At 39.1% G+C, this 14,143-nt stretch carries 7 protein-coding genes; all 7 read left to right on the top strand.

Annotated features, from left to right (window positions below):
- The first annotated feature begins 4 nt into the window (after positions 1-4).
- The 7 genes from ACH3PA_RS06265 (at position 5) to bglX (ending at position 14,143) form a co-directional block, all read left to right on the top strand.
- Entirely contained in the window at positions 5-445 is a 441-nt protein-coding gene (locus ACH3PA_RS06265) for a hypothetical protein (protein ID WP_416446105.1), read from the top strand.
- A 101-nt stretch (positions 446-546) separates the two neighbouring features.
- Positions 547-3,348: a triple tyrosine motif-containing protein gene (locus ACH3PA_RS06260; RefSeq protein WP_416446107.1), complete on the top strand. Its 2,802-nt coding sequence runs from the start codon at positions 547-549 to the stop codon at positions 3,346-3,348.
- A gap of 222 nt (positions 3,349-3,570) precedes the next feature.
- A complete protein-coding gene (locus tag ACH3PA_RS06255; RefSeq protein WP_416446109.1) occupies positions 3,571-6,609 on the top strand; it encodes a SusC/RagA family TonB-linked outer membrane protein in 3,039 nt (1,012 codons plus the stop codon).
- Positions 6,610-6,620: 11 nt separating this feature from the next.
- Positions 6,621-8,111: a RagB/SusD family nutrient uptake outer membrane protein gene (locus ACH3PA_RS06250; protein ID WP_416446111.1), complete on the top strand. Its 1,491-nt coding sequence runs from the start codon at positions 6,621-6,623 to the stop codon at positions 8,109-8,111.
- A 10-nt stretch (positions 8,112-8,121) separates the two neighbouring features.
- Complete coding sequence (locus tag ACH3PA_RS06245) at positions 8,122-10,146, top strand: PKD domain-containing protein (RefSeq protein WP_416448470.1); 2,025 nt, start codon at positions 8,122-8,124, stop codon at positions 10,144-10,146.
- 19 nt (positions 10,147-10,165) lie between these two features.
- On the top strand, positions 10,166-11,800 hold the full coding sequence (locus ACH3PA_RS06240) for a family 16 glycosylhydrolase (RefSeq protein ID WP_416448469.1): 1,635 nt from the start codon (positions 10,166-10,168) through the stop codon (positions 11,798-11,800).
- A gap of 51 nt (positions 11,801-11,851) precedes the next feature.
- Entirely contained in the window at positions 11,852-14,143 is a 2,292-nt protein-coding gene (gene bglX, locus ACH3PA_RS06235; RefSeq protein ID WP_416448468.1) for a beta-glucosidase BglX, read from the top strand.

Raw genomic sequence — 14,143 nt, 5'->3', positions numbered from 1 at the left:
ATTTATGTATTCTACCGTGCAATTTGTGCATTCATACTGGGCATATTTAGTATTGACCGTTTTGGTCATCACAACTGTTAATTCTTTAATTGGTTATTTTGGTAAAAAAGAATATGGGGCAAAAGATATGCGTCTGGCTCTTTTTACGCTTATAGTTTCGCACATTCAGCTCCTTATAGGTATTGTTCTTTACTTTGTTTCCCCTTTAGGAGCAAAGGCTATTGCAGAGGTGGGAATGAGTGAAGCAATGCATGATCCTAATTTAAGATTATATGTTGTAGAGCATCCACTTGCTATGATAATAACGATTGTTTTAATTACTGTAGGATATTCCAAACATAAAAAGAAACTTACTTCAACTCCTAAATTTAAATTACTTGCTATATTTTATACCCTTGCTTTAATTGTAATGCTTACTCGTATTCCCTGGCAAAATTGGTTTTAAGAAATGAACTAACGTAATAACGTAAAGATATAACCATCAAAGAAATTTGATGGTTTTTTTATTCTTGTATGTATCTTAACCCAATTATTATGTTTGCATAAATGAAATTTAGAAAATTCAGTCTTATAATATATCTGTTTGTGGGAGTCCTCTTTGCTCAGGAATATCCACCTATTCTTAATTATGATTCAAAAAATTATAATGCGGGCAACCAGAACTGGATGATTGCTCAGGGAGACGATAATATTTTGTACATCGCAAACAATTCTGGTCTGCTTTCATTTAATGGTGAACAATGGGAACTTAATAAAGTGACAGACGGCTCTGCGGTACGCTCGGTTTTGGTTCATGAGGAGAAAATTTATACCGGCTCCTATATGGACTTTGGATACTGGGAGAAACAACAGGATGGAAAACTTGCCTATACGAGTCTAAAATCGGTCGTAAATGACCAATTTTTAGACGGTGAGCAGTTTTGGCATATTGCCAATCTGGGAGATTACATTGTGTTTCAGAGCCTACGAAGACTTTATAGTTACAATACTAAAGACAAGAAAATTAGTATTGTTTCGCCAGAGCATACTATTATCAATTTGTTTGAGGTAAATCAAAAACTCTATTATCAGGTTGCAGAAGAAGGGTTGTATGTAATAGGCGACGCTTCTGTTGATCTTATTATCCCCTCAAGTGAAATCGAAAATAAAATTTTGGTAGGTTTATTCAGTTATAAGAATTCGCTTCTGGCAGTCTCACGCTACTCGGGACTCTTTTTACTTAAAAATGGTAAATCTTTCACATATAATGTAAGTCAGGATTTCTATCCCATTACAAATGATGTTTATACCTCTATACTTACTCAAGATAATACGCTTGTTTTAGGAACCATAGGCCACGGTATTTACCTGCTGGACCTTCAAGCTAATACAAAAACACATTTGCTTCAACCTACTATTTTAAACAATACGGTGCTCGCTCTTCTTGAAGATAATGCAGGAAATATATGGAGTGGGCTAGATAATGGTATTAGTGTTATAAATAAACAGAGTCCTGTGCAACTATACACTGATATTTTTGGGGATATAGGTACTGTTTATTGTAGTTTTAAAAGAGGTAATTTTATTTATTTAGGTACTAATCAGGGTTTATACTACAGAGATGTACACACTGAAAATAATTATCAACTTGTAAAAGGCACAAGTGGTCAGGTATGGGATATTCAGGAAATTGACGGGCAGCTTTACGTGGGGCATAATCGCGGTACATTTATCATAAGTGAAAATGTAGCGAAACAAATATTTTCAGATTCGGGAACATGGCAACTAATTAAAATAGGTGATGATATTGTGCAAGGCCATTACAATGGTTTATCTCACTTTAAGCCAGAGCAGCCAGACAGCATAACATACATAGCTAACTTTAATCTTTCCTCAAGAAATTTAGTTGTTGAAGATAGCACGACTCTGTGGGTAGGTCATGACCACAAGGGTATTTTTAAACTAGAATTAAATAGTAATTGCGATTCTGTTTTGGGTATAAATAATTACGCACCTAAAACGCAAGACGGCCTCGGGATTTGGGTTTTCAAATTAGCAGACAGTATTTACTATTCAACTTCAACTAAAATATTTAAGTATCTAAAGACAAAAGATCTGTTTAGTGATAAAAATGAATTACAAGATATTACTGGCGAACAAAAACGGACTAGTGGTATAACCAAAGTTCTAAACGATGAGACTTGGTGGAGTTTTGGTGAGGACGAAATTTTCTACGTGAGCAGAGATACTTTTCAGGATAAATTTGTGACCCGTTCTATTCCCATACCTAAAGAGTTTAGAAGTATTGCAAATGGTTTTGAAAACGTTAGCCTAATTGAAGATCACACTTATTTAATAGGTTCAAATATAGGTTATAGTCAATTTACTCTTCCCTTTAATACATTGCCTACCGGCGAATTGAAATTGCGCAGTATTGAGACTGCGACTGTAGAGGGAAAATATAACCATGAGGTTCTCAATATTGAAAATTTAGACCTGCCCAATGCTGTAAATACCTTGCGCTTTCAATTTAGTTTGCCCAACTATGATAAGCTGAATAAAGCAAAATATAGCTATAGATTATCGGGTTTTTCTAATAGCTGGAGCAACTGGGATCACAACGATAATGCAGTTTTCAAAAATTTACCTGCTGGTGACTACACTTTTGAAGTTAAAAGTAAATCTGGAGGGAGTAGTAGTAACATTGTAAAATATGCTTTTAGCATAGCACCACCATGGTATTTAACTACAACAGCAATTGCAACATACATCATTCTGTTTATTGTTGTAATTCTGGTAGTTCATAGATTGTATACAGGATACTATAGAAAACAAAGAGCAAAGCTTATAGAAAGAAATAAAGAACAACTTGAGCTTTCCCAACTTGAAGCTCAGCAGGAGATAATGCAACTTAAGAATGCACAGCTGGAAGTTGACGTAGCCTCAAAAAACCGTGAGTTGGCGGCATCGACAATGAATCTTATAAAGAAAAATGAATTTCTTACTGTACTAAAGAGCAGGCTTGAAAATTCTAAAGACCAAAATGACATTCTTGATGTGGTGAAGATCATAAATAAAGACATTGCAGAAAAAGATAACTGGAAGTTGTTTAAAGAAGCATTTGACAATGCAGATAAAAATTTTCTGCAGGCAATTAAAGAGACCCATCCTTCCCTTACTTCTAATGATCTAAAACTTTGCGCTTATCTAAGATTAAATTTGTCGTCAAAAGAGATTGCTCCACTTCTAAATATTTCGGTAAGAAGTGTAGAAATAAAACGATATCGTTTGCGTAAAAAGATGAAATTAGAGCATGAAGAGGGTTTAGTTGAGTACATCCTGTCTTTCAAATCCCACAACATTTCTTAAAACTAACACAACATTACCACAACATGGCTGAAAAAGTACTTGTCGTAAGAGTTTTGAGTATATCTTTTAATCATCAAAAAACCGCCTGTTTATGGCGGTTTTTTGATGATATTACATAAAAATTAGCTTTTTTTTAGGATGTATATTTTTTGTTGAGGTACTAATAAGAGATTCTGTTTTTCTTATGTCTACTTTGCTACTATAACAAAACAGTTTTTTCACATGAACAAAGCTTTATTTTCTATCTTTTTATTGGTAGCTCCTTTTTTTCTGTTCGCGCAAACGTTTGAAGTTTCCGGGGTCGTAACAGAAGGAGATACTAATATGCCCTTGCCGGGTGTAAATATCACCGTCAAAAATACTACAAACGGTGTGTCAACAGATTTTGATGGTAACTACACAATTTCGAATATATCAACAGGAGATATTCTGGTGTACTCTTATGTGGGCTTTACCACACAGGAAATAGTAGTAACTAATCAAAAAGTCATTAATGTAGTTCTAAAAACCGACTCCCAAGCTCTTGACGAAATAGTTGTGATAGGTTACGGTACGCAATTAAAGAAGCAGGTAACCGGAGCGGTATCTACAGTAGGTGAAGCCACTATTACTGCTATTAAACCTTTAAATGCCGCACAGGCTTTACAAGGTACAACCTCTGGTGTAAATGTTACGCCTCAGGGAGGAGCTCCCGGTTCTGAAGCTAACATACGTATACGTGGTGTTGCGACAAATGGTGATAATGCACCATTAATAATTTTAGATGGCTTTCAGTATAACGGCGGTTTGAATTCAATAAATCCGCAGGATATTGAGACGTTGACGGTTTTAAAAGATGCTCAGGCGGCTATTTATGGTACCATAGCATCTAATGGTGTTATTCTTATTACCACAAAGGCGGGTCGCAAGAATCAAAAAGCCACAATCTCTTATGATGGTTATACCGGGATTCAGGAAACTACCCGTAAACTGCCTTTGCTCAATGCTACAGAATATGCGTTACTGCTTAATGAGAGTTATGCCAATGCAGGTCAGGCCTTACCTTTTTCAGATGTAAGCAATTTGGGTGTGGGTACAGATTGGCAGGATGAAGTTTTTCAACAAAGCCAGATCAATAGTCATAACCTTGCTGTAAGTGGTGGTGGTGAAAAAATGAGTTATTCGTTTAGTGGCTCTCACTTGTATCAGGAAGGTATTGTAGCACCAGAAAAATCTAATTTTAGACGTAATACCGCTAAATTTTCGCTTAATGCAGATCTAAGAGACAATCTATCTATAACAACAAAACTCTTTTATACATATTCTAAGAGCAGAGGTGTAAATGATTTTAGTCTGGGGTCGGTTTTATTTAACGCAGCAAACATTGCTCCTACAATTAATCCTGATGTCGATAATCTTGATGGTCAAATTAATTTAGGTAACGAAGTTGTAAACCCTCTTACTCAGATTGAAAACACATTTAATCAAAATGTTTTAAACCGCTTAAGCGGAACTTTTCAGGCAACCTTAGATTATGCTAAAAACCTTAGTCTTCAGGGAAGAATAGGGTTTAATACTTCAAATACAAAAACCCGCGAGTTTTTACCAATATATAATTTCGGAACGGGGAAAATATATACACGCGCAGATAATCTGGTGACGCTGGGTAAGATCAATGATAATGATTACACCTTTGATTTATTCAACACCTATACGAATACATTTGAAGAAGATCATGAAGTCACTTTTACGGCTGGTATGACCGCTTTTAAGCAGTTTGGAGAAGGTTTATACGGTTCTAGAACAGGTGTTCAGGCAAATAGCTGGGATTTTGCAGACCTCAATACAGCAACGGGATCAGGAGATGAGCAAACAAATTCTTCTTATTCATATGATTTAAGACGGTTGTCTTTTTTCGGCAGATTGCAATACGCTTATAAAGATAAGTACCTGCTTTCTGCGATGCTACGAAGAGATAGTTCAACCAAATTTGGTCCTAATAACAGAGTAGCTTATTTCCCGTCTGTAACTGCAGGTTGGGTAGTTTCAGAAGAGGGATTCTTCAATGAAGATGGTTTTGTCAATTTCTTGAAATTACGCGGTAGCTATGGCGTGATGGGTAATGACCGTATTCCCGATTACATATACCTTTCTCTATTAAATGGGGAAGCAACCTATGTATTAGGTGGTGATCAGGCATTGATCAATGGTAACGCTTTAGGAGCTTTGCCCAATCCGGATGTGAAATGGGAAGAAGCTAAGAAATTTGATGTGGGTCTGGATATGAACTTTCTCAATGATAAATTCGATCTTACTGTTGATTACTTTATAAATAATCGTGATGACCTTTTAATTCCGAATATTCCTGTGTCTGGTATTTATGGTACAGGAGCTCCTGGAGCTTCTAGTCCTACTATAAATGCGGGTTCTGTGCGTAATAAAGGTCTTGAAGTCACTTTGGGTTACAGCAATCAGATCAACGATAATCTTTCAATAAATGCGAGTTATAATGTAAGTACCCTTGATAATGAAGTTACAAAAGTAAACGGTACAGACTTTATAGAAGGTGGTGGTTTTGGCGTAGGTCAACCAGCGCCGTCGCGTATGCAGGCAGGTAAACCTATTGGTTATTTCTATGGTTATAAGACCGATGGTATTTTTCAAACTGCAGAAGAGGTTGCAGCTCATCCTTCACAGCAGGCACTGGGAGCGGTTGCCCAACAGGGTGATATTCGTTATTTAGATCTTAATGCAGATGGAATTATCAACTCAGATGACCGTACTGATATAGGTAATCCTATACCTACAGTTACAATGGGTTTTAATTTCTCTGTAAATTATAAAAGTTTTGATTTTTCAGCATACTCTTACGCAAATATGGGTAACGATATTGTGAGAAATTATGAGCGCGATCAGCCTAATGTTAATAGAATGTCATACAGACTTGATCGCTGGACGGGCGCTGGTACAAGTACATCTGTGCCACGAGTAACAACCGCACCTACTTCTAACGCAGTATTTTCAGATTTTTATGTTGAAGATGGTTCTTTTGCCCGCATCCAGACAATAACATTAGGATATACAATACCAGAGGTATTTACAGATAAAGCCGGAATTGGACAATTTAGAGTGTACGGTAAAGTAGACAATGTTTACACGTTTACTAAGTACTCTGGCTATGACCCAACAGCTTCAACGGGAGCGCCTATTGGCGGAGGTATAGATTATGGTTTTTATCCATTGCCACGCACATATATAATTGGTGTTAATCTTCAATTCTAAAAAAAGCAATTATGAAAAATATGATTAAAAAAATAGTTTTTTGCGCATTGATGGGAACCCTGTTGGTTGGCTGCGGAGACGATTTTGTTGAAGTAGAGCCTCCCTATCAAATTTCGTCAGGAACATACTTTACAAGTGAAGAGGATTACAATAATGCATTAATAGGTGCTTATGATGTTTTGCAATCTACGTATGCTAATGTGATCTTAGGTGAAATAGCATCAGATAACACCCACGCTGGTGGCGAAAGCGCAACAGATGTAATTGGCTGGCAACAGGTAGATCGTATGCAGCAAACCCCCATCAACGATAATTTAGATGATATTTGGGATTGGAATTTTGCTGGCGTGCAGCGAGCTTCTTATATCATTGAAAACAAAGATAATATTGATTTTGATGGTAAGAATCAGATCATTGCCGAAGCTCAGTTCCTGCGTGCATATTTCAACTTTGAGCTTGTAAAATGGTTTGGTGCGATTCCTATAAAACCTGAAGGTCAGTTTCTTTTGGGCGAAGTGACAACCATACCAAGATCTCCGGTTGCAGATGTGTATGCTTATATAGAAAACGATCTGCAAGCTGCAATTTCTAATCTTGCTGTAGACGCACCTCAGGTTGGTAGGATAACAAAGGGAGCAGCACAAGCATTACTAGGGAAAGCTTATCTATATGAAAACAAATTTGATCAGGCTATTACGCAGTTGCAGGCGGTGATCAATTCTGGAAAATATCACCTTTATGGAACTCAAGGCGATGAAAACTATGTTGACCTTTTTGAATACGCTGCTGAAAATGGACCAGAATCTGTTTTTGAGATTCAATACAGCGGTTCAGAAGGAGCTGGTTTCGGATGTTTGCAATGTAGTGAAGGTAATATTATGGTTGGCTTTAGTGGGATAAGAGGTTACAACGGGCCGGTCTTTGAATCGGGTTACGGTTTTAATCTTCCTACTCAAGAAGCTTACGATGCTTTTAGTGCAGATGATATGAGAAGAGATGTTACTGTTCTAAATATAGATACATGGGCATCAACAACAGGCGCAACATATAATGCGGGTAATCCAGATCCTGATACTGGTCATACAGGCTATTATAATCGTAAATATCTGCCTCGTCAAAATGATAATCAGGGAGACGCAAACCTTACACAACCTAACAACTATAGAGCAATACGTTATGCAGATGTTTTGCTTATGGCTTCAGAGGCACTGGCTCGTGGTAACGGAAGTGAGCAAACTGCTCGTGCGTATCTTAATCAGGTGCGTGAGCGGGCCGGTTTACAGGATGTAACCTCAAGTGGAAATGCATTACTAGATGATATTTATCAGGATAGACGTCTTGAGCTAATGGGCGAAGGACACAGGTTCTTTGATCTGGTAAGAACAGGTCGCGCAGAGGGAACAATTTCTGGTTTTAGTGCACCTAAAAATAATGTATTTCCTATACCGCTTGAAGAGATTCAATTTGCACAGGGTAATTGGGAACAAAACACAGGCTATTAAAATATTTCATATGAAAAATAAGATACAAACTTTACTATTCGGAATATTTGCGCTGCTACTCACAGCGGCCTGTTCTGATGATGAAGGACTAACACAGGTAGATGCTGCGGCTCCTGTAAATATTTCGGCAGATTTCTCTATAAAACAGGATAATTCAGGCGAAGTAACCATTTATCCGTCTGCAGAGGGAGCTAATAGTTTTAATGTTGACTTTGGTGATGGCAGCGGTTCTTCAGAAGAATTTACTGCAGGAAATAGTGTTTCACACACTTATACTGAAGGTACTTATCAGGTAATGGTCACCGCTAAAAATGCAGCTGGGAGAACAGCAGAAGCTGCTCAGGAACTTGTTGTTTCATTTAAAGCACCAGAAAATCTAGAGGTAGGAATTACAAAAGATGCTGGAAACCCGCTCCTGGTATATGTGACAGCAATGGCAGATTACGCTGCTTCTTATGAGGTTTTCTTCGGTGAAGATCCTTCTGCAGCACCTACTTTAATGATGCCGGGGGAAACTATAAGTTATGAATATAGCAATACCGGTCTTTATACCATTGAGGTAGTTGCTTTAAGCGGCGGACAAGCATCTACTTCTTATTCTGAAGAAATAGAAATAGTTGATCCATTTGTTCTGCCTGTTACTTTTGAGTCGTCAACTGTAGATTACACCTTCTATAATTTTGGTGGCGGCGAGGCAGCTGGTGTCCCTTTAGTAGAAAATCCGGCTTTAAGTAGCATTAATGAAAGTGCAACTGTAGCATCTTATACGAAGCCTGCGGGTTCTGAAACCTGGGCTGGTACATCTGCCACACTCAATGAAAATATAGATTTCAGCAGCAAAAAATATCTTGCGATTGATGTTTATTCTCCGGCAGCAGGTGTTCCTGTTCTCTTTAAAGTTGAAAAAGCGGGTGACAATACAGTCTTTGTAGAATCTACGACTATGACAACTGCAGCTAATGAATGGGAGACCTTATATTTTGACATGTCTGCCGTAGATGACACTCAAACATATAGTGTTTTAACGTTGTTCTTTAACTTCAATATCCCCGGAACAGGCGAAACGTATTATTTTGATAATATTCGTCTTGAAAGTCCTACAGTAATAGAACTTCCGGTAACATTTGAAAAAGGAATAGAGAATTATGCTTTCACAGAATTTGGTGGCTCCCCTACAACTGTAGTAGCTAATCCACATTTAGAAGAGGGAAATATGAGTGCCACTGTTGCTCAGCTTTTCAAAGCTAATGGTTCTGAAACCTGGGCTGGAGCGTTTATTGACTTAGATAGAAAAGTAGACTTCACTTTAGGCGAGAGTATAAGCATGAAAGTATGGTCTTCACGTCCTAATATTCCTATAATTCTAAAATTTGAAAATCCGGCAGACGGTAATATAGCCACAGAGGCAACCACAACCACTACTAAAACAGAGGCTTGGGAAACAGTAACTTTTGATTATACAGGTGTTGATGTTACGCAAACCTATCAGCGTATGGTTGTGTTTATGGATTATGGTACTTCGGGTACAGATACCAATTATTATTTTGATGATGTTAAAATAGGAGACGGTGACGTAGAAACCGTTTCGCTTTTTAGTGAAGATTATACAGATGTACCGGTTGATACATGGCGTACAGAATGGTCTGCTGCAGATTATGAAGAAACCACTTTTGATGGTTCTACTGTAAAGAAATATTCAAATCTCAATTATGTGGGTATAGAAACTACTCAGCCTACAGTAGATGCTAGTGAGATGACTTATTTTCATACTGAAGTGTATTCAGATGATTTTACGGCATTCCGAGTAAAGTTAGTAGACTTTGGAGCTAACGGAGTTTATGATGGGGGCGGTGATGATGTTGAGCATGAAATAGAGTTTACCGCGCCAGAGCAAGGTACATGGGTAAATCTTGATATTCCGCTTTCAGATTTTACAAACCTGACTACAAGAGCTCATATTGCACAGCTTATATATTCGGCTAATCCTGCAGGATCGAATACGGTTTATATTAAAAACGTCTATTTCCACAATTAAGAATTAAAAAGTGATGAGGATGAATACGATAAAAAAAATGATCTATGTAATGTTCGCTATTGTGGTAATCAGTTGCCAGGATGACGATCAGACATTTGGCGAGATAACGGCACCTGCTAACCTTACTGTTACGGCTACCGTGGCAAACGTATCAGATGATAACCCATATGGCGATGGTAGTGGTATGGTGACTTTCAGCGCAAGCGCAGACAATGCGACAGGATATAAATACCTTTTTGGTGATAATAGCACTATGATGAGCACGGGCAATGCAGAGCATGTATTCGCGCAGCCCGGTGTAAATAGTTATGTTGTAACAGTTATAACTTCCGGAGCGGGAGGTTCTCAAACCACCGCTACAACAGAGGTGACAGTCTTTAGTGCATTTGATGATCCTGCAACTAAGCAACTTCTTACAGGAGGGGCAAGTAAAACCTGGTATGTAGCGGCAGCATTGCCTGCGCATCTTGGTGTGGGTCCTGTAGGGACGGGAACGCCAGATTATTATGCGGCCGCACCTTTTGAAAAAGAAGGTGAAGGTTGTTTCTATAATGACGCGATAACATTTAGTTTAAATGCGGCTAACAATATTGTTTTTAACTACGACAATCAGGGAGCTTCATTTTTTAACGTTGACTTTCTAAGTGTAGGCGGTGGCGGCGGTGATGCAGACCAATGTTTAGGATATGATGTATCTGGAGACAAGTTTGTAAATCTTGCGCCGGCTACAAATTCTGTTTATGCCGAAGGAGCAACTACAGGTACGCAGATAATTATCGCAGATGGCGGCTTTATGAGTTATTATATTGGCACGGGCACCTATGAAGTAGTAGAAATACAAGACGATTATATGATGTTGCGTGCTATACCGGGTTCAAACCCAGATCTTGCATGGTATCTTAAATTTACTACAGACCCTGCCGGTGGCGGTGGTGGCGGTAATAGCGGTGGCAACATGCTTACAAGCGAATTTGAAGATTTAGCATGGTCTGATGAGTTTGACGGTGATTCATTAGATACTTCTATTTGGAATTACGAAATAGGAAACAACAACGGCTGGGGCAACCAGGAGTTACAGTATTATACAGATACAAATGCAGAAGTTTCTGATGGGACTCTAAAGATTACCGCTACAAAAGAAGCGACCAATGGTTTTGATTATTCTTCAGCGCGTATTAATACAAAAGATAATTATGAGTTCAAGTACGGGCGTGTAGATGTTCGTGCAAAATTACCAGAAGGTGGCGGCACATGGCCGGCTATCTGGATGCTGGGTGGTAATTATACAGAAGTAGGCTGGCCGGCAACCGGTGAGGTTGATATTATGGAATATAAAGGCAATGAGCCAGACATAGTTCACGGCACATTACATTATCCAGATCATTCTGGTGGTAATGGCGATACAAGTTCTACTACTATAGAAAATGCCTCTGGAGAATTTCATACTTACACCGTAGAATGGACTGCAGAGCATATTTTGTTTGCCATAGATGGCGAAATTTTCAAAGAGTTTACTAACAGTCCGGCGGTACCTTTTAATCACACTTTCTTTATGATTTTAAATGTCGCTATGGGAGGCACATTTGGCGGTGCTGTTGACCCGGCATTTCAGCAGAGTGCTATGGAAGTTGATTATGTAAGAGTTTATCAATAAATATGATCAAAGGCGGGCTGAAAAGCCTGCCTTTTTCTTTATAAATAGACTATGAAAAAAGATTACTTATTTATTTGCGCTGTGCTAATGGTTTCAGCCACCTTTGGGCAGGAGATCTCTCAAAAAACGGCTCAAAAGTCTCAAAAATCGGTAAAAATTGAGCAAAAAGTAGATTCTGTCCTTTCATTAATGACCTTAGAAGAAAAGGTAGGGCAGATGGTTCAATACAACGGAAGCTGGGATGTTACAGGTCCTGCAACGGGAGCCGATAATCAACAACGACTGGAGCGCTTAAAAAACGGACTAGTTGGTTCTATGCTTAATGTGCTTTCTGTGAATGCGACGCGAGAAGCGCAACGCATTAATATGGAAAATTCTCGTATCAAGATTCCCTTGATCTTTGGGTATGACGTTATTCATGGGTATAAAACAATATTTCCCGTTCCGCTGGGCGAAAGCGCAAGTTGGGATCTCGACCTTATGAAAAGAACTGCTCAGGTTGCCGCGCATGAGACTGCTGCTGCAGGTGTAAACTGGACCTTTGCTCCTATGATGGATGTTTCTCGTGACGCACGCTGGGGTCGCATTATGGAAGGTGCAGGCGAAGATCCATTTCTTAATTCAAAAATTGCAGTTGCTCGTATAGAGGGTTTTCAGGGAGATGATCTTTCTGCAGCTAATACAATTGCGGCTTGCGCCAAACACTTTGCAGGTTACGGTTTCGCGGAAGCGGGAAGAGATTACAACACGGTAAATGTGGGTGTTTACGAACTCAACAATACCATTCTCCCTCCATTTAAAGCCGCTGCAGATGCCGGTGTTGCAACTTTTATGAACTCTTTTAATGAGATAGATGGGGTGCCGGCGACAGCAAATGCATATTTGCAGCGCGATATTTTAAAAGATAAATGGGGTTACGATGGTTTTGTGGTTTCAGATTGGGGTTCTATAGCAGAGTTGATTCCGCATGGTGTTGCAAAAGATAAAGAAGAAGCTGCTTATCTGGCGGTAGAAGCCGGCAGCGATATGGATATGGAAGGTGGCGCTTATGAAAAATCGCTTGAAAAGCTGGTAAAATCGGGTAAAGTAGATGAAAAACTGGTAGATGATGCCGTGCGTCGCATTTTGCGGGTGAAATTTAGACTTGGTCTTTTTGATGATCCTTATAAATACTGCGACGAAGAAGTAGAAAAAAGTGAGATGTATTCTCAGGCAAACCAGCAAGTAGCTCTTGAAGCTGCTCAAAAATCGATTGTTTTGCTTAAAAATCAGGATAAATTACTGCCATTTTCTGCTTCCGCGAAAAATATTGCAGTTATCGGTCCGCTGGCAAACGATAAAGATTCCCCGTTAGGAAACTGGCGTGCTCAGGCGACGGCTAATTCTGCTGTTTCGGTTTTAGAAGGTATTAAAGATCGCGCTCCCAAAGGCACAAAGATCACCTATGCCGAAGGTGCAAAACTTTCAACCGGTAAACGTGCATTTCTAGACCCCATGACTTTTAATGAGCAAGACACTTCCGGGTTTAAAGAAGCTGTTTCAATAGCAAAAGCGGCAGATGTTGTGCTGCTTGTTGTGGGTGAAGATGCTTTTCAAACTGGTGAAGGCCGCAGCCAGACAGACCTTGGTTTTGCCGGCGTTCAGGATGCTTTGATAAACGCTGTTAGCGCTGCAAATTCAAATGTAGTTCTGGTTTTGATGAACGGTCGCCCAATGGATTTGTCTGCGCATAATGAGCAGGTAAAAGGGATAGTTGAGAGTTGGTTTTTAGGTTCCCAGCACGGTAACGCAGTAGCAGATGTGCTTTTTGGTAATTATAATCCGTCAGGTAAATTACCGGTTTCTTTTCCGCGCAACGTGGGTCAGGAACCGCTGTATTACAATCAAAAAAGCACAGGCAGACCAGAAGGCGGTGCGCAGGTGACTTGGTCGCATTATGAAGATTTACGTCGCGATGCGCTGTATCCTTTTGGTTTTGGATTGAGCTTTTCAGATTTTGAATATGGCGATATAAAATTAGATAAGGATTCTTTAGCTCAAGGCGAAAAAATAACCGCTTCTGTAGAAGTAAAAAACACAGGAAGCGTTGCCGGTGATGAGGTCGTACAATTGTACCTGCGTGATCTGGTAGGCAGCATTACACGACCCATTAAAGAATTAAAAGGTTTTAAAAAGATTCACCTGGAAGCCGGAGAAACAAAAACCGTATCTTTTACCATAGATGAAAAATTGATTTCCTTTTTCACTAAAAATAAAATATGGGAAGCCGAGCCCGGAGATTTTAAGGTCTTCATTGGCGGTAATTCTGTAGATGTACAAGAAAGCCAATTTCAATACAATTAA

The organism is Leeuwenhoekiella sp. A2, assembly GCF_047946655.1.
Taxonomy (GTDB): domain Bacteria; phylum Bacteroidota; class Bacteroidia; order Flavobacteriales; family Flavobacteriaceae; genus Leeuwenhoekiella.
The sequence above is the reverse complement of the archived record's forward strand: the minus strand, read 5'-3'. Positions and strand labels throughout refer to the sequence as shown.

Coding starts and splice junctions, on each gene's coding strand:
- ACH3PA_RS06265 (WP_416446105.1), top strand. CDS start 5: ATGTATTCTACCGTGCAATTTGTGCATTCATACTGGGCATATTTAGTA.
- ACH3PA_RS06240 (WP_416448469.1), top strand. CDS start 10,166: ATGAATACGATAAAAAAAATGATCTATGTAATGTTCGCTATTGTGGTA.
- ACH3PA_RS06255 (WP_416446109.1), top strand. CDS start 3,571: ATGAACAAAGCTTTATTTTCTATCTTTTTATTGGTAGCTCCTTTTTTT.
- ACH3PA_RS06250 (WP_416446111.1), top strand. CDS start 6,621: ATGAAAAATATGATTAAAAAAATAGTTTTTTGCGCATTGATGGGAACC.
- ACH3PA_RS06245 (WP_416448470.1), top strand. CDS start 8,122: ATGAAAAATAAGATACAAACTTTACTATTCGGAATATTTGCGCTGCTA.
- bglX (WP_416448468.1), top strand. CDS start 11,852: ATGAAAAAAGATTACTTATTTATTTGCGCTGTGCTAATGGTTTCAGCC.
- ACH3PA_RS06260 (WP_416446107.1), top strand. CDS start 547: ATGAAATTTAGAAAATTCAGTCTTATAATATATCTGTTTGTGGGAGTC.